Origin of the sequence: Pseudorhodoferax sp. LjRoot39 (assembly GCF_964253035.1) — a bacterium.
GTDB lineage: Bacteria > Pseudomonadota > Gammaproteobacteria > Burkholderiales > Burkholderiaceae_C > Pseudorhodoferax.
On sequence record NZ_CAXUQL020000001.1, the window covers coordinates 3,405,059 to 3,422,513 of the forward strand.

At 70.5% G+C, this 17,455-nt stretch carries 14 protein-coding genes; 9 read left to right on the forward strand and 5 right to left on the reverse strand.

Going from position 1 to position 17,455, the window contains the following annotated elements:
- The first annotated feature begins 166 nt into the window (after positions 1–166).
- From ACSQ4M_RS15885 to ACSQ4M_RS15900, 4 genes are read left to right on the forward strand one after another with little or no spacing between them, the layout of a single operon-like run.
- Positions 167–1,687 carry an ABC transporter ATP-binding protein gene (locus ACSQ4M_RS15885; RefSeq protein WP_436190414.1) on the forward strand — a complete coding sequence of 507 codons (1,521 nt, stop codon included), beginning with the start codon at positions 167–169 and terminating at the stop codon, positions 1,685–1,687.
- Complete coding sequence (locus ACSQ4M_RS15890) at positions 1,674–2,738, forward strand: ABC transporter permease (protein ID WP_436190415.1); 1,065 nt, start codon at positions 1,674–1,676, stop codon at positions 2,736–2,738. Before ACSQ4M_RS15885 ends, ACSQ4M_RS15890 begins: the two co-directional genes overlap by 14 nt.
- The gene (locus ACSQ4M_RS15895; protein ID WP_436190416.1) at positions 2,738–3,658 is read left to right on the forward strand and encodes an ABC transporter permease; all 921 of its coding nucleotides are present in this window, start codon (positions 2,738–2,740) and stop codon (positions 3,656–3,658) included. The genes ACSQ4M_RS15890 and ACSQ4M_RS15895 overlap by 1 nt, the downstream gene beginning before the upstream one ends.
- Before the next feature lie 37 nt (positions 3,659–3,695).
- The gene (locus ACSQ4M_RS15900; protein ID WP_436190417.1) at positions 3,696–4,850 is read left to right on the forward strand and encodes a BMP family ABC transporter substrate-binding protein; all 1,155 of its coding nucleotides are present in this window, start codon (positions 3,696–3,698) and stop codon (positions 4,848–4,850) included.
- Positions 4,851–4,898: 48 nt separating this feature from the next.
- Here ACSQ4M_RS15900 and ACSQ4M_RS15905 read toward each other — a convergent pair whose 3' ends face one another.
- Positions 4,899–6,362 (reverse strand): SulP family inorganic anion transporter, encoded by a 1,464-nt coding sequence (locus ACSQ4M_RS15905; protein ID WP_436190418.1) that lies wholly within the window; start codon positions 6,360–6,362, stop codon positions 4,899–4,901.
- A 78-nt stretch (positions 6,363–6,440) separates the two neighbouring features.
- On the opposite strand from ACSQ4M_RS15905, the gene ACSQ4M_RS15910 reads away from it, so the two are divergent.
- Both ACSQ4M_RS15910 and ACSQ4M_RS15915 read left to right on the forward strand, forming a co-directional pair.
- Positions 6,441–7,490, forward strand: coding sequence for an adenosine deaminase (locus ACSQ4M_RS15910; protein ID WP_436190419.1), 1,050 nt, complete (start codon positions 6,441–6,443; stop codon positions 7,488–7,490).
- A 5-nt stretch (positions 7,491–7,495) separates the two neighbouring features.
- Positions 7,496–10,927: an SNF2-related protein gene (locus ACSQ4M_RS15915; RefSeq protein ID WP_436190420.1), complete on the forward strand. Its 3,432-nt coding sequence runs from the start codon at positions 7,496–7,498 to the stop codon at positions 10,925–10,927.
- A 7-nt stretch (positions 10,928–10,934) separates the two neighbouring features.
- On the opposite strand, the gene ACSQ4M_RS15920 is transcribed toward ACSQ4M_RS15915, so the two are convergent.
- The 4 genes from ACSQ4M_RS15920 to ACSQ4M_RS15935 are packed head-to-tail and all read right to left on the reverse strand — an operon-like array spanning position 10,935 to position 14,484.
- The gene (locus ACSQ4M_RS15920) at positions 10,935–11,462 is read right to left on the reverse strand and encodes an N-acetyltransferase family protein (protein ID WP_436190421.1); all 528 of its coding nucleotides are present in this window, start codon (positions 11,460–11,462) and stop codon (positions 10,935–10,937) included.
- Between the two features lies 1 nt (position 11,463).
- Positions 11,464–12,063: a helix-turn-helix domain-containing protein gene (locus tag ACSQ4M_RS15925; protein ID WP_436190422.1), complete on the reverse strand. Its 600-nt coding sequence runs from the start codon at positions 12,061–12,063 to the stop codon at positions 11,464–11,466.
- 56 nt (positions 12,064–12,119) lie between these two features.
- A complete protein-coding gene (locus tag ACSQ4M_RS15930; RefSeq protein WP_436190423.1) occupies positions 12,120–13,412 on the reverse strand; it encodes a nuclear transport factor 2 family protein in 1,293 nt (430 codons plus the stop codon).
- A gap of 25 nt (positions 13,413–13,437) precedes the next feature.
- On the reverse strand, positions 13,438–14,484 hold the full coding sequence (locus ACSQ4M_RS15935) for a Bug family tripartite tricarboxylate transporter substrate binding protein (RefSeq protein ID WP_436190424.1): 1,047 nt from the start codon (positions 14,482–14,484) through the stop codon (positions 13,438–13,440).
- A gap of 144 nt (positions 14,485–14,628) precedes the next feature.
- Between ACSQ4M_RS15935 and ACSQ4M_RS15940 the strand changes: the two genes are divergently transcribed.
- From ACSQ4M_RS15940 to dcd, 3 genes are all read left to right on the forward strand, one after another.
- Positions 14,629–15,579 carry a LysR substrate-binding domain-containing protein gene (locus tag ACSQ4M_RS15940; protein WP_436190425.1) on the forward strand — a complete coding sequence of 317 codons (951 nt, stop codon included), beginning with the start codon at positions 14,629–14,631 and terminating at the stop codon, positions 15,577–15,579.
- Positions 15,580–15,660: 81 nt separating this feature from the next.
- Positions 15,661–16,827, forward strand: coding sequence for a BMP family ABC transporter substrate-binding protein (locus ACSQ4M_RS15945; RefSeq protein WP_436190426.1), 1,167 nt, complete (start codon positions 15,661–15,663; stop codon positions 16,825–16,827).
- A gap of 61 nt (positions 16,828–16,888) precedes the next feature.
- The gene (gene dcd / locus ACSQ4M_RS15950; RefSeq protein ID WP_056658233.1) at positions 16,889–17,455 is read left to right on the forward strand and encodes a dCTP deaminase; all 567 of its coding nucleotides are present in this window, start codon (positions 16,889–16,891) and stop codon (positions 17,453–17,455) included.

Consider the following 17,455-nt stretch of genomic DNA (forward strand, 5'->3'; position numbering starts at 1 on the left):
GATGGCCCATCCATTGGCGGCTGGCAGGCGGAGCCGCACCCTTAACATCGCGCCCACGCTCGGTTTTGGTGCATGGCCGGCGGGGAAGGGCCGCCGCAAGGTGGCATCGACCTTGCTGGTGTGACCGAAACACATCCAAGACCCGCCCAGAGGTGCCCCGCTGTCCATGACCATTCCCCGATTGGCGCTCGCCAACATCACCAAGGCCTACCCGGCCGTCGTGGCCAACAGCGATGTCTCGCTGACCGTGATGCCCGGCGAAACCCACGCCGTGCTCGGCGAGAACGGCGCCGGCAAGTCCACGCTGATGAAGATCATCTACGGCTCGGTCAAACCCGACCAGGGACTGGTGACCTTCGACGGCCGCGAGGTGCACATCCGCAACCCGCAGGAAGCGCGCGCGCTGGGCATCAGCATGGTGTTCCAGCACTTCAGCCTGTTCGACACGCTGACCGTGGCCGAGAACGTCTGGCTCGGGCTGGACAAGAGCCTCAAGCTGGCCGAGGTCACCCAGCGCATCACGGCCAAGGCCGGCGAGTACGGGCTGGACATCGACCCCACGCGGCCCGTGCACACGCTGTCGGTCGGCGAGATGCAGCGCGTGGAGATCATCCGCGCGCTGCTGACCGACCCCAAGCTGCTGATCCTGGACGAGCCGACCTCGGTGCTGACGCCGCAGGCGGTCGAGAAGCTGTTCGTGGTGCTCAAGAAGCTCGCGGCCGAGGGCTGCAGCATCCTGTACATCAGCCACAAGCTGCACGAGATCCGCGAACTCTGCACGGCCTGCACGGTGCTGCGCGGCGGCAAGGTCACGGGCGTGTGCAACCCGCGCGAGGAGAGCAATGCCTCGCTGAGCCGGCTCATGATCGGTGCCGAACCGCCGGCTCTTCAGCACCGTGCCGTGAAGGCCGGTGCCACCGTGCTGCAGGTGCAGGGTCTGAGCCTGGCGCGCGAGGACCAGTTCGGCGTCGACCTGGAGGGCATCGACCTGGATGTGCGCGCGGGCGAGGTGGTCGGCATCGCCGGCGTTTCGGGCAACGGGCAGAAGGAACTGCTGTACGCCCTGTCGGGCGAGGACTGCCGCGCCCAGCCTGCCATGGTGCGCATCTTCGGCCAGGACGCGGCACGCCTGCGGCCCGGCCGCCGTCGCGCGCTGGGCCTGCATTTCGTGCCGGAGGAGCGGCTGGGCCGCGGTGCCGTGCCCACGCTGAGCCTGGCGCACAACCTGCTGCTGACGCGCAATGACGCCGTCGGCAAGAGCGGCTGGATCCGCGTGCGCCGGCTCACCGAGCAGGCGCGCGAGACGATCGCGCGTTACAAGGTCAAGGCGGGCGGGCCGCAGTCTGCTGCCAAGTCGCTGTCGGGCGGCAACCTGCAGAAGTTCATCGTCGGCCGCGAGATCGACGCCAATCCCAAGCTGCTGATCGTCTCGCAGCCGACCTGGGGCGTGGACGTGGGCGCGGCCGCGCAGATCCGCGGCGCCATCCTCGCGCTGCGCGACGCGGGCTGCGCCGTGCTCGTGGTCAGCGAGGAGCTGGACGAGCTGTTCGAGATCAGCGACAGGCTCTACGTGATCGCCAAGGGCCGGCTGTCGCCGTCCGTGGCGCGCGCGCAGGCCACGGTGCCGCAGATCGGCGAGTGGATGTCGGGCCTGTGGACCGGAGGGGCGCAGCATGCTCAAGCTTGAGGCCCGGCCCGAACCGTCGAAGTTCTGGAGCTTCGGCTCGCCGCTGCTGGCGCTGGCCATCACGGTGGCGATCGGCACGCTGCTGTTCATCGCCCTGGGCAAGGACCCGCTGCGCGGCCTGGGCGTGTTCTTCTGGGAGCCGCTGCGCAACGCCTATGCTCTGGGCGAGCTCATGGTCAAGGCCACGCCGCTGCTCATCATCGCGCTGGGTCTGGCGGTGTGCTTCCGCTCCAACGTCTGGAACATCGGCGCCGAGGGCCAGTTCGTGATCGGTGCTATCTGCGCGGGCTGCGTCGCGCTGATGGCCGGCAAAGGCACTTCGGGCTGGATCGTCGTGCCGATTCTGCTGGCCGGCATCCTGGGCGGCATGGTCTGGGCCGGCATCGTGGCGCTGCTGCGCGACCGCTTCAACGCCAGCGAGATCCTGGTCAGCCTGATGCTGGTCTACGTGGCGATCCAGTTGCTGGGCTACCTGGTGCAGGGGCCGCTCAAGGACCCGGGCGGCTACAACTTTCCACAGAGCAAGACTTTCGAGGCGGTGACGCAGATCCCGCGGCTCATGAAGGGCTCGCGCGTGAGCATCGGGCTCCTCATTGCGCTGGTCGGCGCGGGCGCGCTGTGGGTGTTCCTGTTCCGCACGCGGGCCGGGTTTGCGCAGCAGGTCGGCGGGCTGGCACCGGCGGCGGCGCGCTATGCCGGCTTCTCGTCGCGGCGCGCGCTGTGGATCGCGCTGCTGACCTCGGGCGGTGCGGCGGGCCTGGCCGGTGCGCTCGAGGTGGCCGGCCCGATCGGCCAGCTCACGCCGTACGTGCCGGCGGGCTACGGTTTCGCGGCCATCATCGTGGCCTTCGTGGGCCGGCTGCACCCGGTCGGCATGGTGTTCTCGGCGGTCCTCATGAGCATGTTCTACATCGGCGGTGAACTCGCGCAGTCGCGCCTGGGCCTGCCCAAATCACTGACGGGCGTGTTCCAGGGCCTCTTGCTGTTCACGCTGCTGGCCTGCGACACGCTGATCGCGTACCGCGTGCGCTTTGCCCGGAGGGCTGCGTGATGGATGCCTACGCACTCTTGCTGGCCGCCACGCTGAACGCGGGCACCGTGCTCGCGCTCGCGGCGCTGGGCCTGCTCATCAACGAGAAGGCCGGCATCATCAACCTGGGCGCCGAGGGCATGATGCTGTGCGCCGCCATCGCCGGCTTCGCGGCGGCCGTGCACAGCGGCAGCACCTGGGTGGGCTTCGCGGCCGGCATGGCGGCCGGCGCGGCCATGGCGGCGGCCTTCGGCGTGCTCGTGATCTGGTTCAACACCAACCAGTACGCCACGGGCCTGGCACTGAGCCTGTTCGGCAGCGGCTTCTCGGCCTTCGTGGGCGTGGGCTATGTGCAGGAAAAGCTGCCGCCTTCGCCGCAGTACGCCATTCCGGTGCTGGCCGACATCCCGTGGTTCGGGCCGGCGCTGTTCCGCCACCACCCCATGGTCTATCTGGCCGTGCTGTTCACGTTCGCGTTGATCTGGTTCCTGATGCGCACGCGGGCGGGCCTGGTGCTGCGCTCGGTCGGCGAGTCGCCGGAGTCGTCGCATGCGCTGGGCTATCCGGTGCGGCGCATCCGCTTCCTCGCGGTGCTGGCGGGCGGTGCGCTGTGCGGCTTGGCGGGTAGCTACCTGTCGGTGGTCTACACGCCGCTGTGGGTGGAGGGCATGGTGGCCGGCAACGGCTGGATCGCGCTGGCGCTGACCACGTTTGCCACCTGGCGGCCGGCGCGCGTGCTGCTGGGCGCCTACCTGTTCGGCGGCGTGGGCCAGCTCGGCTTCTTCCTGCAGAGCCAGGGCGTGCAGGTGCCCAGCCAGTTCCTGTCGATGCTGCAGTACATCGCCCCCGTGGTGGTGCTGGCCATCATCTCGCGCAACCCCGCATGGATCCGGGCGAACATGCCCAACTCCATCGGGAAACCGTTCTACCCCGGCTCATAATCGGGCCGCTTTTTTCGTTGACACCTCCGGAGAATCCATGACCGACCAGAACAAACGTTCGATGCTGCGCGTGGTCGCGCTGAGCGCGATGGCCGCCGCGGCGCTGGCCGCCTGCGGCAAGAAGGAAGAGCCGGCGCCCGCCCCGGCACCGGCCGCTGCTGCCCCGGCGCCCGCGCCCAAGGCCGAGCCGCTCAAGATCGCGTTCGCCTACGTCGGCCCGGTCGGCGACGGCGGCTGGACCTTCGCGCACGACAACGCGCGCAAGGCCCTGGAGAAGGAGTACGGCGACAAGATCGTCACCAGCTTCGTCGAGAAGGTGCCCGAGTCGGCCGACGCCGAGCGCGTGTTCCGCGACCTGGCAGGCCAGGGCAACAAGCTGATCTTCGGCACCACCTTCGGCTACATGGAGCCCATGCTCAAGGTAGCGGCGGACACGCCCGACGTGAAGTTCGAGCACGCCACCGGCTACAAGACCGCGCCCAACATGCGCACCTACGACAGCCGCACCTACGAGGGCGCCTACATGGCCGGCGTGATCGCGGGCGCCATGACCAAGAGCAACACGCTGGGCGTGGTGGCCTCCATTCCAATTCCGGAAGTGGTGCGCAACATCAACAGCTTCACGCTGGGCGCGCAGTCGGTGAACCCGAAGATCACGACCAAGGTGGTCTGGGTCAACGAGTGGTTCAACCCGCCCAAGGAAACCGAAGCGGCCACCGCGCTGATCAACGGCGGCGCCGACGTGCTGATGCAGAACACCGACTCGGCCGCCGTGCTCAAGACCGCGCAGGACAAGGGCAAGCGCGCCTTCGGCTGGGATTCGGACATGACGGCCTACGGCCCGCAGGCCCACCTGGGCTCGGCCATCATCAACTGGGCGCCGTACTACATCAAGGCCACCAAGGACGCGCTGGAAGGCAGCTGGTCCACGGGCGCGGTCTGGTGGGGCGTGAAGGAAGGCGCGATCGACATGGTCTCCATCGCCGCCGACGTGCCGGCCGAGACCAAGGCCAAGATCGACACCATCAAGGCGGGCCTGAAGGACGGCAGCTTCGCGATCTGGAAGGGCCCGATCGTCGACAACGCCGGCAAGGAAGTCGTGGCCGCCGGTGCCGTGGCCGACGACCAGTTCCTCTCGGGCGTGAAGTTCTACGTCAAGGGCGTGGAAGGCAAGGTGCCGGGCGACAAGTAAGCTGCGCCTGCACTTGGGACGGCCGCCTTCGGGCGGCTGTTTTGCTTCTCAACGTGTGGGCGCCAGCCGGTCGATCAGCACCGCGCTGGCCGCGTTCAGACCGACCACCTCCACCGTGCAGCCATGGTGGCGCAGCCGCTGCACCACCTTGTCGAGCGCGGCCACGGCCGTCACGTCCCAGAAGTGGGCGCGCGTGACGTCGATGCGCACGGCACGGCCTTCGGCGCCCAGCACGTCAAAGGCATCGATGAAGGCGTCGGCGGAGGCGAAGAAAACCTGGCCCGTCACGGTCCAGCTGCGCAGGCCGGTGGCGGCGTCGTCCTCGGCACGCACGTCCAGCATGTGCGCCACCTTGAAGGCGAAGAACACGCCGCTCATGACCACGCCGACCGCCACGCCGGCCGCCAGGTTGTGCGTGGCCAGCGTCACGGCCACCGTGGCCAGCATCACCGCGCTGGACAGGCGCGGATGCCGCACCAGCTGGCGCAGCGAGCCCCAGTCGAAGGTGGCGGCCGACACCATGACCATGATGGCCACCAGCGCGATCACCGGCACCTGCGCCACCCAGGGCTTGAGCAGCACCATGAGGACCAGCAGGAACAGTCCGGCGAACAGCGTGGACAGCCGGCCGCGGCCGCCGTACTTCACGTTGCTGACGGTCTGGCCGATCATGCCGCAGCCTGCGATGCCGCCGAACAGGCTGGCCGCGATGTTGGCCATGCCGAGGCCCGTGCACTCGCGGTTCTTGCTGCTGGGCGTGTCGGTCATCTCGTCGACCACGCTGGCAGTCATCATCGATTCGAGCAGTCCGACCATGGCGATGGCCAGGGCGGGCAGGGCGATCAGGCGCAGCGTCTCCAATGTCAGTGGCACGCCGGGCCAGCCGAAGGCGGGCAGCGTGTCGGGCAGCTTGCCCAGGTCGGCGACGGTCGCCAGCGGCAGGCCCAGCGCCAGCGACAGGCCGGTCAGCACCAAAATGCAGATCAACGGCGAGGGCAGCAGCGTGAACAGCCTGAACGGCAGCCGCGGCAGCCCGTAGATCAGCGCCAGGCCCAGCGCCAGCATGGCCCAGGTGGCGGTGTTGGCGCCCTGCAGGTGCGGCAGCTGCGCCGAGAAGATCAGCACCGCCAGCGCGTTGACGAAGCCCGTGCGCACCGAACTGGAGACGAAGCGCATCAGCACGCCCAGGCGCAGCAGACCGAAGGCGATCTGCACGATGCCGGCCAGCACGCCGGCCGCCAGCAGGTAGGGCAGGCCGTGCGACTGCACCAGCGGCGCGGCCACCAGCGCGACCGATCCGGCGGCGGCCGAGACCATGGCCGGCCGCCCGCCCGTGAACGCGATCACGATGCTGATGACGAAGGAGGCGAACAGGCCCACGGCCGGGTCGACGCCGGCCACGAAGGAGAAGGCGATGACCTCGGGGATCAGCGCGAAGGTGGCGACGGCGCCAGCCAGCAGTTCGCGCGGAACGCTGGGGCACCATTCGGCGCGCAGGCGGGACAGGGACATGGAAGAGGCGCGGAGCGAAAGGGCGCGATGTTAGGCGAGGCTGTGACGCTGGCCACCAAAGCGATTTAGAGTTGCGCCATGACACCCCACGCCCCGAATTTCTCCGCCATTCCCTTTGATCGCCTGCCCGCGCTGCTGCGCGGCATGCCCAAGGCCGAACTGCACATGCACATCGAAGGTTCGCTGGAACCCGAGCTGATCTTCGCGCTGGCGCAGCGCAACGGCGTGGCCATTCCCTACGCCAGCGTGGAAGAGCTGCGCAAGGCTTACGCCTTCACCAACCTGCAGAGCTTCCTGGACATCTACTACGCGGGCGCCTCGGTGCTGCTCAAGGAGCAGGATTTCTACGACATGGCCTGGGCCTACCTGCAGCGCGCAGCGGCCGACAACGTGCTGCGCACCGAGATGTTCTTCGACCCGCAAACGCACACGGCGCGCGGCGTGGCGATGGAGACGGTGGTGAACGGCCTGCACCGCGCCTGTGCCGATGCCCAGGCCCGGCTGGGCGTGAGCGCCGAGCTGATCCTGTGCTTCCTGCGCCACCTGAGCGAGGAGGAGGCCTTCGAGACGCTGGAGCAGGCGCTGCCGTACCGAGACAAGTTCATCGGCATCGGCCTGGACTCCAGCGAGGTCGGGCATCCGCCCGAGAAGTTCGCGCGCGTGTTCGCGCGCTGCCGCGAACTGGGCTTCCATCTCGTCGCCCATGCGGGCGAGGAGGGGCCGCCGGCCTATGTCTGGACGGCGCTCGATCTGCTGAAAGTCGAGCGCATCGACCACGGTGTGCAGAGCACCAAGGATCCGGCGCTGATGCGCCGCCTGGCGGCCGACCGCATCCCGCTGACGGTGTGCCCGCTGTCCAACCTCAAGCTCTGCGTGTTCCCCGACCTCGCGCAGCACAACCTCGGGGCCTTGCTCGACGCCGGCCTGGTGGCCACGGTGAATTCCGACGACCCGGCCTACTTCGGCGGCTACCTGAACGAGAACTTCGTGCAGACCTTCGCGGCCACCGGCCTCACGGCGCAGCAGGCGTTCCAGCTGGCGGACAACAGCTTCGTGGCGAGCTTCGCCTCGCCCGCGCAAAAGCAGGTCTGGCGCGAGCGGCTGCAGGCCCATTTCGCAGGGTTCTGAGCGCTGTGGCCCTGCTGATCGATCCCCAATCCATCGCTCCCCATCTTTCAGCCGCCACCTACGCACGCGGCCTGCAGGTCTACCTGAACCAGGGCGTGCTGGAGCACCAGCTGCACGCCGAGAACGCGCAGCTCTGGCACGTCGATGGCGTGGTGCGTGGCAGCGAGCGCGAGCCCTACGACACCAGCCTCGTGATGGAGCTGGGCGAAGGCGGCCGCGTGGTGAGCTTCGAGGCGACCTGTTCCTGTCCCGTGGGCCGGGATTGCAAGCACGCGGTGGCCCTGGCGCTCAAGGCCTCCTATGCCGCCGGTGCCGTGCGCCGCGCTGCCACGCCCGATGCGGTGCCTGCACGTCCGGCGCCCGCCGTGCCGCGGGCGACGGAGACCATGCGCGCCTGGCTCGACCTGTTCGACGCCGCGCCCGTGGATACGTCCGCACGTGCGGCGGCCGGCAATCCCGATGTGCCCTTGTACCTGCTGTCGGTCGCGCCGCAGCCCGCGCACGGTAGCCGCGAGCCGCCTCGCCTGCAACTGGCCTGGCAGGTGTCGCGCGCGCTCAAGCGCGGCGGCTGGGCCAAGCCCAAGGCGCCGGGCTACGACGCTTCCGTGCGCATTGCTGCGCTGGCCAGCGCCGAGCCCAACGACGACCGCGAGTGCGTGCGCCTTATCCAGTCGCTCGGTACGCAGCGCTACAGCTACGGCCCCACCCACAGCGGCATCGTCGATGGCACCATCGGCAGCCTGGCCGTGCAGGCCGCTGCGCGCACGGGCCGCTTGTTCGCGGTGATCGAATCGGGCGAGATGGGCGAGGCCCCGCTGCGCTGGGGCCCACCGCGCCGGCTTCTGTGGCAATGGCACGAGACCCAGCAGCCGCGCGAGTCCGAGAGCCTGTGGCTGCTGCGCGCTGGCGTGGCCGAGCAGGGCGCCGACCTGCAGTCGGCCGATGCCCGGCCCGCGCCGCGCACGGCCGTCTACGGCGCCCAGTCGCCGCTGTACCTGGATCTTGAAGACCGCTCTTGCGGTCCAGTGGAATCGCCCGGATTGGACACGGCCCAGCTGCGCCTGTTGCTGGCCGCGCCACCGCTGCCGCAATCGGCCTTCGGCGATGCGCAGAGCCGGCTGCTCGAACGCCTGGCCGGCCTGCCGCTGCCGCCTGTGGTGACACCGCCCGAGCGCTGGCCCCAGGTGCCGCCCGTGGCCTGCCTGCAGCTGGCGCGCGTGCCGGCCGCCGAACGTGCCCAGCGCGGCCTGCTGCGCGCCACGCTGGACTTCGACTACGCCGGCCTGCGTGGCCAGTGGTTCACGCCGCAGGCCCATGTGCTGGTCGCGCACGCAGGCCGCCGCGTGTTGCTGGCCCGCGACGTGGCGGCCGAGCGGGCCGCCGAGGCGCGCCTGCAAGGGCTGGGCCTGGTGGGCGATGCGCTGTCGCGCTTCCACATGCCGGCAGGCAGCATGGCCTGGCTGGACTGGGCGCTGGACGACTGGGCGCCGCTGCGTGCCGCGGGTTTCGAGGTGCAGGCCGACGCCGACCTGGCCGGCTTCGTGCAGCAGGCCGATGCCTTGATGGTGCAGGTGACCGCGCCTGCCGGCGCGCACGACGACGCCGCGCTCGAAGACGCCTTGCTGGCCGGCGCCGAGGTGGCGTGGTTCGACCTCTCGCTGGGCATCGCCATCGACGGCGCGCGCCACAACGTGCTGCCCTGGTTGCCGGGGCTGCTCGGCCAGGTGCGCCACACGCCCGATGGCCCGCAGCTGCCGCCCTGGCTGTGGCGCGAGCAGCCCGATGGCCGCTGGCTGCGGCTGCCGTCGGCACCGCTGCAGCCCTGGCTGCAGGCCTTGCTCGACCTCGTGGGCGAGCGCCCCGAACGCGACCTGGAGGCCGATGCGCTGCGGCTGTCGCGCCTGGAGGCGCTGCGCATGGGCGTGCTGCTGGGCGAAGGCGCGGTCTGGGATGGCGCCGACGGCCTGCGCCAGCTGCTGCGCGAACTCGGCAGCGGTGCGCCGCCCGCCGTTGCGCCACCCACAGGCCTGCGCGCGCAGCTGCGGCCCTACCAGCAGCAGGGCCTGAACTGGCTGCAGTTCCTGCGCCGCGCGGGCCTGGGCGGCATCCTGGCCGACGACATGGGCCTGGGCAAGACGCTGCAGACCCTGGCGCACCTGCTGCGCGAACACGAGGACGGCCGGCTCGACCGCCCCAGCCTGGTGCTGGCGCCCGTCAGCGTGCTGGGCAACTGGCGCCGCGAGGCCGAGCGCTTCGCGCCCGCGCTGCGCACGCGCGTGTGGCATGGCACCGACCGGCACAAGGCCGACTTTTCGGGATGTGACCTCGTGGTCGCGCCGTACTCGCTGCTGCAGCGCGACCGCGAACGCTGGCTGGGCCAGCGCTGGCACCTGGTGGTTCTGGACGAAGCCCAGCACATCAAGAACGCCAGCACCCAGGCCGCGCAGGTGGCCGCCTCGCTGCAGGCGCGCCAGCGCCTGTGCCTGTCCGGCACGCCGATGGAGAACCACCTGGGCGAACTCTGGAGCCTGTTCCACTTCCTGATGCCGGGCTTCCTCGGCAGCCAGGCGCGCTTTCGCGAGGTGTTCCGCCAGCCGATCGAGAAGCATGCGGACACGCAGTGCCTGGCGCTGCTGCGCCGGCGCATCACGCCCTTCATGCTGCACCGGACCAAGGCGGCCGTGGCCACCGAACTGCCTCCACGCACCGAGAGCATCACGCCGGTGACGCTGGACGGTGCCCAGGCCGACCTGTACGAGACCATCCGGCTGGCGACCGAGAAGTCGGTGCGCGCTGCGCTGGCGGACAAGGGCCTGGCAAGGGCGCAGATCCAGGTGCTGGACGCGCTGCTCAAGCTGCGCCAGGTCTGCTGCGATCCGCGGCTGGTGAAGGCCACGCCGGGCGTCACCAAGGCGGCGGGCTCGGCCAAGCTCGAACTGCTCATGGAGATGCTGCCCGAGCTGCTGGAGGAAGGCCGGCGCGTGCTGTTGTTCTCGCAGTTCACGGGCATGCTGGCGCTGATCGAGGCCGCGCTGCGCGAACGCAAGATCGCTTTTGCGACGCTGACCGGCCAGACCCAGAAGCGAGATGAGGTCATCGAACGCTTCACGAGCGGCGCCGTGCCGCTGTTCCTGATCAGTCTGAAGGCCGGCGGCACCGGCCTGAATCTGCCGCAGGCCGACACCGTCATCCACTACGACCCCTGGTGGAACCCGGCCGTCGAGGAGCAGGCCACGGCCCGCGCGCACCGCATCGGCCAGACGCGCCAGGTGATGGTCTACAAGCTGGTGGCCGAGGGCACGATCGAGGAGCGCATCCTGGCGCTGCAGGCGCGCAAGGCGGCACTGGCCCAGGGCCTGCTGCACGGTGCGGCCACGCGCGAAGCGCCGCTGTTCAGCGAGGACGATGTGGCCGAGTTGCTGCGGCCGATCGGTTGATCGCACCTCACGCCAAGGCCCGGTAGAAGTAGTGCGTGGCGCACAGGCCGCCCTGCGGCCACAGCGCGTAGCCGGGGATCACGCCGCAGGACTGCCAGCCGAGCCGGCGGTACAGCCGCTCGGCGTCGGAGCCGTCCACCGTGTCGAGCACCAGCAGCGTTTTGCCGCAGTCCCGCGCCACGGCCTCGGCCGCGCGCATGAGGGCTTCGCCCAGGCCGAGCCGGCGCGCACGCCGGTGCACCAGCATCTTGGCCAGGTCGGCGCGGTGCGGCTGGTTCTCGGGCTGGGCCAGCACGAGTTGCACGGTGCCGGCGATGCCCAGCGCATCCTCGGCCACGAGCAGCGCGCGTTCGCCACGCGCCACGCCTTCGGCCACGCCGCGCCAGAAGGCCAGGGCGCGCTCCGGCATCAAGGGGTGCATGAAGCTGACGGATGCGCCGCCCTCGACGCAGTCGATCAGCAGTTCGGCCAGTGCGCGGCACTGGCCGGCGTCCATCTGCTGCAGGCGGCGGATCTGGAATGCAGGGGTGGTCATCTCATCTCCCGGCCGATGCCGCGCCCTCGCTGACGAGGACCACGGCATAGCGCGCCGGCCGGCGCGTGGGGTTGCTGTAGAGGATGGGGCGGCCCAGCGCATGGGCCAGGCAGTCGCCCGTGGCAAGGTCGTGCACGGTCTCGCCCAGGCGGATCTGCATGCGGCCTTCCAGCACCCAGATCTGTTGGTGCACGCGCGGGCTGCGCGCGCCGGTGTCGTAGGCCACCTGCGCGCCGGCGGGGAACTCGACCTCCACGATGCGGATGGGCGACCCGGCGCCGGCCGGGGAGACGTTGCGGCGCACATAGCCGGAGGCCGGGTCGCGCCAGAGCGGCTGCTCCGCACGGCGGGCGACGGGTTCCGCTGCTGCGCCGGGCGCTGCATCGAAGAGTGCCGCCAGCGGCACGCCCAGGCCCGAGGCCAGGCGCTCGAGCACCACCGCCGTGGGGCTGCTCTCGCCGCGTTCGATCAGCGAGATCATGGAGCGGCTCACGCCGCAGTGGCTGGCGAGCGCGTCCAGCGACAGGCCGCGCGCGGCGCGTAGCTGGCGCACCTGCGCGGCGATGCGATCGTGCAGCGATGGCTGGGCTTCTTCTTTCATGGTGGATGAGTATTCCACCATATTGGATGGTGTGGCAAGCTCCGTTGCCCGCCGGCTCAGCTGCGCTGCTTGCGCCAGGAGTCCTTCACGCGGATCTTGTCGCCATGGAAGGTGAACAGGTCGCAGCCATCGACCTCGACGCGCTGGCCATCGCTGGCGCGGGTGCCCACGAAGGTCCATTCGGACATGCCGCGCCGGCCCGTGACCACATGCCGGGCGCGCGTCCACTGTGCATCGGGAAAGTCGGCCCAGGCACGCAGGAAGCCGGTGCGCACCGCCGCGCGGCCGATGTAGCGCGTGCCGCTCGCGTCCGGGCCGGCCCCGCTGTGGAACACGCAGTCATCGGCCATGCAATCCATCAGCGCATCGATGTCGTGGCGCGTCCAGGCCTGGGCGAAGGCCTCGAGCCGGGCTACGCCGACACTGGGGCGCACGAGGGCATCGTCCAGGAAGCGCACCATGGCCTCCTCGACGGTGGCACAGGTCTCGCCGCCCGCCATGGTCGACTGCTGCAGCATCACGGGCGCGGCGCGGTCGTAGAAGTGCGGCTTGCCGGGCACCACGTAGTGGCGCATGCCCAGGCCGGCTTGCGCCGCCCGCGAGGCGAGCGCCTCGGCGCGGGGGGGAATCGCGGGCAGGTCGTGCTCGCCGCAGAACAGCAGCACCGGCGGCAGGCCGCGGCCGCCATGCACGTAGTACGCGGCGTCCTCTTCGTCCATGCCGGCCGACAGGCCGATCAGGGCGGCCGCGGGCACGCCGAGCGCGAAGGCGGCATAGGCCGCTGCGAAGCCGCCGGCGGAGAAACCGCCGATCGCCATGCGCTCGGTGTCGATGCCCCAGCGCGCGGCGTTCTCGCCGATGAAGCGGAAGGCGCTGGCGACATCGGCGTACGCCGCCTCGACCCCGTTCAGCAGCTCTTCGTGGCTGGCCGGCGGCAGGCCCAGCTGCGCGCGCACCCAGTCGATCCGCTCGCGCGAGGACGAGCCCCGGTCGCGCTTGATCGGCCAAGCCTGCGGCGCGGCACGCTCCTGGGTCAGCCGGTAGCCGATGGAAAAGCAGGCATAGCCGCGCGCGGCGAAGCGGGCGCAGTATTCGTGCACGGGCGTGTTGTGCGCGCCGTCCTGGTCGAATTCGTCGCGGTCCTTGGCGCCGCGGTGGTAGGCGCCGCCGTGCGCCAGCACCAGCGCCGGCCGGCCCGTGGGGGGCGCAGCGCCGGCCGGGAGGTAGGCGTCCATCCGCAGTGCGCGAACGCCTGGCTTGTCGGTGCCGTGGCCGATGGCGGCTTCGCCGTAGCACAGGTCGCGCTCGGTGCGGATCTGCGCTGTGCTGGCCCCAGAAGTCATGGTCATGGTGGTTGGCTCCTGCATGCGGCGATCAGGTCGGCTGGATGCCGGCGCTGCGCACCAGCTCGCCCCAGCTCTGCACGTCCTGGCGGAACATCGCGCCCCATTGCTCGGGTGTGGTCGGTGGCTGCACGGGGAACAAGGCCAGGTCGAAGAGCCGCGCCTTGACCTCGGGCAGCGCGATGATCTGGTTCACCACCCGGTTCAGGCGGTCCACGACCGCGCGCGGCGTGCCGGCCGGTGCGAACATCCCGTGCCAGCCGACCAGCTCGAAGGGGATGCCGAGCTCGGCCAGCGTGGGCACGTCGGGCAGCGAGGGCAGGCGGGCGGTTCCGTTCAGCGCGAGCGCGCGCAGCTTGCCGGCCTTCACCTGCGGCGTCTGCGACAGCGCATCGAGGATGGCCAGCGTCACCTGTCCGCCCATCAGGTCGGTGCCTGCGTTGCCCGAGGAGTAGGGCACATGCGTCATCGTGATGCTGGCCAGGCGGTTGATGCTCTCGCCCATCAGGTGGGACGGCGAGCCGATGCCGAAGGAGGCGAAGCTCACGCCCTGGGGCTCCTTCCTGGCCAGTGCCAACAGGTCGGCCATGCTGCGCAGCGGCGAGTCCGCGCGCACCAGCACGAGCAGGGGGGCGGTCGCCATCTTGGTCACCGGCACGAAGTCCTTGACCGGGTCGTAGCCGAGGCTGCGGAACAGCGATGGCGCAATCGCGAATCCCCCGGCCGTGGTCATGACCGTGTAGCCGTCGGCCGCCTGCCGTGCCGCGAACTGCGCGCCGATGTTGCCGCCCGCACCGGTGCGGTTGTCGACGACCACAGCCTGGCCCAGCAGCGGCTGCATGCGTTCGGCCAGCAGGCGCGCGACGATGTCGCCACCACCGCCGGCGGCCCAGGGATGGACCAGGCGGATGGGGCGGTCGGGCCAGCCACCGGATGCTGCGGCCGCCTGGGCGTGCGCCGACGTCAACGGCAGCCCTGCCACGGCCGCTGCGGCGGTCGTGAACAGGCGCTGGACCGCCTTGCGCCGGCCGGCGTCGTGGTGCAGCGGCGTGGGCGGGCGACGGGGGATGGGCGGCATGGTGGATTCCTTGGAACAGGTTGCGACAGCGGGCGCCGCGGCTCCAAGCATGGCCTGTGGGAGCGGCAGCGATGCGACGCATGATTGCGGAAACCGGCAGCGACCAGAACCGCCAAGTTCTACTGCCGTCATTACCATCCGCTTATGACCCGCCCTCGCGCCCGAACCGACGCGGCCAGTGCCATGGCGATGCAGTGGACACGCCGCATCCGTCTGCGCCACCTGGAGGTGCTGCTGGCCATCGCGCGGCACCGCAGCCTCACGGAGGCGGCGGTCGCCCTGGACATCACCCAGCCGGCGGTGTCGCAGTGGCTGGCCGACATCGAGGCCGCCGCCGGGGTGCGCCTGTTCGAACGTGGCCAGCGTTTGCGGCCAACGCCGTTCGCCGCGCCGATCCTGGCCCATGCCGGCCGCGTGCTGCAGGATGCCCAGCGCGCCTTCGCGGAGCTGGCCGTCGTCCGCGCGGGCGGCGCGGGCCTGGTGCGCGTGGGCGCCATGCGGGTGGCGGCCGTGTCGCTGGTGCCGGCGGCGGTGCTGCGGCTGCGGGCGCAGGTGCCGGGGGTCGAACTGGCGCTGGTCGAGGACATCGCCGCGCGCCTGTGGGAGGCCTTCGAGCGCAACGAACTCGATGTGCTCGTGACCAGGCTGGACACCCGCGTGCTGGGCTCCGGCCTGCCCCACCGGCCGCTGTTCGCCGACCGGTACCGCGTGGTGTGTGGGCCGCAACATCCGCTGGCGGGGCGCAAGCGCGTGGGCTGGCGGGACGCTGCGCGCCACCCCTGGCTGATGCCTGGGGCCGGCACACCGCTGCAGGAGGCGCTGAGCGCCACGTTCGCGGCAGCGGGGCTGGCCATGCCGCCCGTGCTGCTGACCTCGGCCTCGGGTGCCGCCAACGTCGCGCTGCTGCGGCAGTCGGACGCACTGGCCCTGCACTCGGGCGTGGTCGCGCAGAGCCTGCAGGAGCAGGGCGCGCTGGTGGCGCTGCCGCTGAGCCTCACGCACGACTCGGGGGACGTGGGCCTGGTGTGGCGGGAGCTGTCGCCGGGGCCGGTGGTCGAGGCGGTTCTGCAGGCCCTGGCCGAAGCCTCTCAGTAGGGGGTGCCCGGCGGCCGGCGCTGCGTGCGCAGCGCATGGTGGACAATACGCGCCCCTTTCCCCGTCCCTTTCGGGCATCCCATGAAGAGCGTCACTTCTAAAATACGCAGCAGCGGCCTTGGCCGCGCTTTCATTTCTGCCGACCACTGCACGGCACAACCTTCTTCCTCCGCGCTGTCGCGCAGGCACCTGCTGGCCACCGTTGCCACCGTGTGCCTGCCTGGCCTGGCCGCGGGGCGCGATCCGCTCAAGATCGGCTTCGTCTACGTGGCCCCGCTCACCGATGCGGGCTGGGTGCGCCAGCACGAGGAGGGCCGCAAGGCCGTGCAGGCCGCGCTCGGCAGCCAGGTGCAGACACGCTATGTCGAGAACGTGGCCGAGGGCCCGGACGCCGAGCGTGTGATCCGCGAACTCGCGCAGCAGGGCTGCGGCCTCATCTTCACGCCCAGCTTCGGCTACATGGAGCCCACGCTGCGCGTGGCGCGCGACTTTCCCGAGGTGCGCTTCGAGTCCATCACGGGTTACAAGACCGCGCCCAACGTGGCCACGGCCAATGCGCGCTACTACGAAGGCCGCTATCTCGCCGGCGTGGCGGCCGGCCGCATGACCAAGACCGGCATGGCCGGCTACGTGGCGGGCTTTCCGATTCCCGAGGTGTTGCAGGGCATCAACGCCTTCACGCTGGGCCTGCGCTCGGTGGCGCCGCGGGCAGGCGTACGGCTGGTCTGGCTGCAGGCCTGGTTCGATCCGCCGCGCGAGCGCGACGCGGCCATGACGCTGATGAACCAGGATGCGGACGTGATGGCCTTCCACACCGGTTCGGGCGCGGTCATGGCGGCCGCGCAGGAGCGCGGCAAGTTCGCCATCGCCTACCACTCCGACATGCGCAAGCTGGGCCCCGATGCGCAACTGGTGTCGGTGCGCCACGAGTGGGGCGACTACTACACGCGGCGTGCACGCGCCGTGCTGGACGGCAGCTGGAAGAGCGCCAGCGTCTGGGGCGGCGTGCGCGAGGGCATGATCCGCGTGGGCGACTTCGGCTCGCGCGTGCCCAAGGCCGTGCAGGACGAGGTGCAGGCACGCCAGCAGGACATCGCGGCGGGGCGCCTGCATCCCTTCCATGCCACCGGCGCGCTGCGCGACAACACGGGCCGCGTGGTGCTGGAGGCCGGCCGCACGCTGGCCGATCCGCAGATCCTTGCGATGGACTGGCTGGCCGAAGGCGTGGTGGGCGGGCTGCCGCGCTGAAACAGGACAGGGGCCTGCCGGCCCCTACAATCGCCGCCCGTTTTCGAGAGAGCCTTCACCCATGACGATCAAGAGCGACAAGTGGATCCGCCGCATGGCCGAACAGCACGGCATGATCGAGCCGTTCGAGCCCGGCCAGGTCCGCGAGCGCGAAGGCCACAAGATCATCAGCTACGGCACCAGCAGCTACGGCTACGACATCCGCTGCGCACCGGAATTCAAGGTCTTCACCAACATCCACAGCACGGTGGTGGACCCCAAGCACTTCGACGAGAAGAGCTTCGTGGACTTCCACGGCGACAGCTGCATCATCCCGCCCAACAGCTTCGCGCTGGCGCGCACGGTGGAGTACTTCCGCATTCCGCGCAATGTGCTGACCATCTGTCTCGGAAAGAGCACCTACGCGCGCTGCGGCATCATCGTCAACGTGACGCCGTTCGAGCCGGAGTGGGAAGGCTACGTGACGCTGGAGTTCTCCAACACCACGCCGCTGCCGGCCAAGATCTACGCGGGCGAGGGCTGCGCCCAGGTGCTGTTCTTCGAGAGCGACGAGGTCTGCGAGGTCAGCTACAAGGACCGCGGCGGCAAGTACCAGGGCCAGGTCGGCGTCACGCTGCCCAAGACCTGA

What these genes read in the sequence shown, in the direction of transcription:
- ACSQ4M_RS15885 (WP_436190414.1), top strand. Translation starts at nt 167, where the DNA reads ATGACCATTCCCCGATTGGCGCTCGCCAACATCACCAAGGCCTACCCG.
- ACSQ4M_RS15890 (WP_436190415.1), top strand. Translation starts at nt 1,674, where the DNA reads ATGCTCAAGCTTGAGGCCCGGCCCGAACCGTCGAAGTTCTGGAGCTTC.
- ACSQ4M_RS15895 (WP_436190416.1), top strand. Translation starts at nt 2,738, where the DNA reads ATGGATGCCTACGCACTCTTGCTGGCCGCCACGCTGAACGCGGGCACC.
- ACSQ4M_RS15900 (WP_436190417.1), top strand. Translation starts at nt 3,696, where the DNA reads ATGACCGACCAGAACAAACGTTCGATGCTGCGCGTGGTCGCGCTGAGC.
- ACSQ4M_RS15905 (WP_436190418.1), bottom strand. Translation starts at nt 6,362, where the DNA reads ATGTCCCTGTCCCGCCTGCGCGCCGAATGGTGCCCCAGCGTTCCGCGC.
- ACSQ4M_RS15910 (WP_436190419.1), top strand. Translation starts at nt 6,441, where the DNA reads ATGACACCCCACGCCCCGAATTTCTCCGCCATTCCCTTTGATCGCCTG.
- ACSQ4M_RS15920 (WP_436190421.1), bottom strand. Translation starts at nt 11,462, where the DNA reads ATGACCACCCCTGCATTCCAGATCCGCCGCCTGCAGCAGATGGACGCC.
- ACSQ4M_RS15925 (WP_436190422.1), bottom strand. Translation starts at nt 12,063, where the DNA reads ATGAAAGAAGAAGCCCAGCCATCGCTGCACGATCGCATCGCCGCGCAG.
- ACSQ4M_RS15930 (WP_436190423.1), bottom strand. Translation starts at nt 13,412, where the DNA reads ATGACCATGACTTCTGGGGCCAGCACAGCGCAGATCCGCACCGAGCGC.
- ACSQ4M_RS15935 (WP_436190424.1), bottom strand. Translation starts at nt 14,484, where the DNA reads ATGCCGCCCATCCCCCGTCGCCCGCCCACGCCGCTGCACCACGACGCC.
- ACSQ4M_RS15940 (WP_436190425.1), top strand. Translation starts at nt 14,629, where the DNA reads ATGACCCGCCCTCGCGCCCGAACCGACGCGGCCAGTGCCATGGCGATG.
- ACSQ4M_RS15945 (WP_436190426.1), top strand. Translation starts at nt 15,661, where the DNA reads ATGAAGAGCGTCACTTCTAAAATACGCAGCAGCGGCCTTGGCCGCGCT.
- dcd (WP_056658233.1), top strand. Translation starts at nt 16,889, where the DNA reads ATGACGATCAAGAGCGACAAGTGGATCCGCCGCATGGCCGAACAGCAC.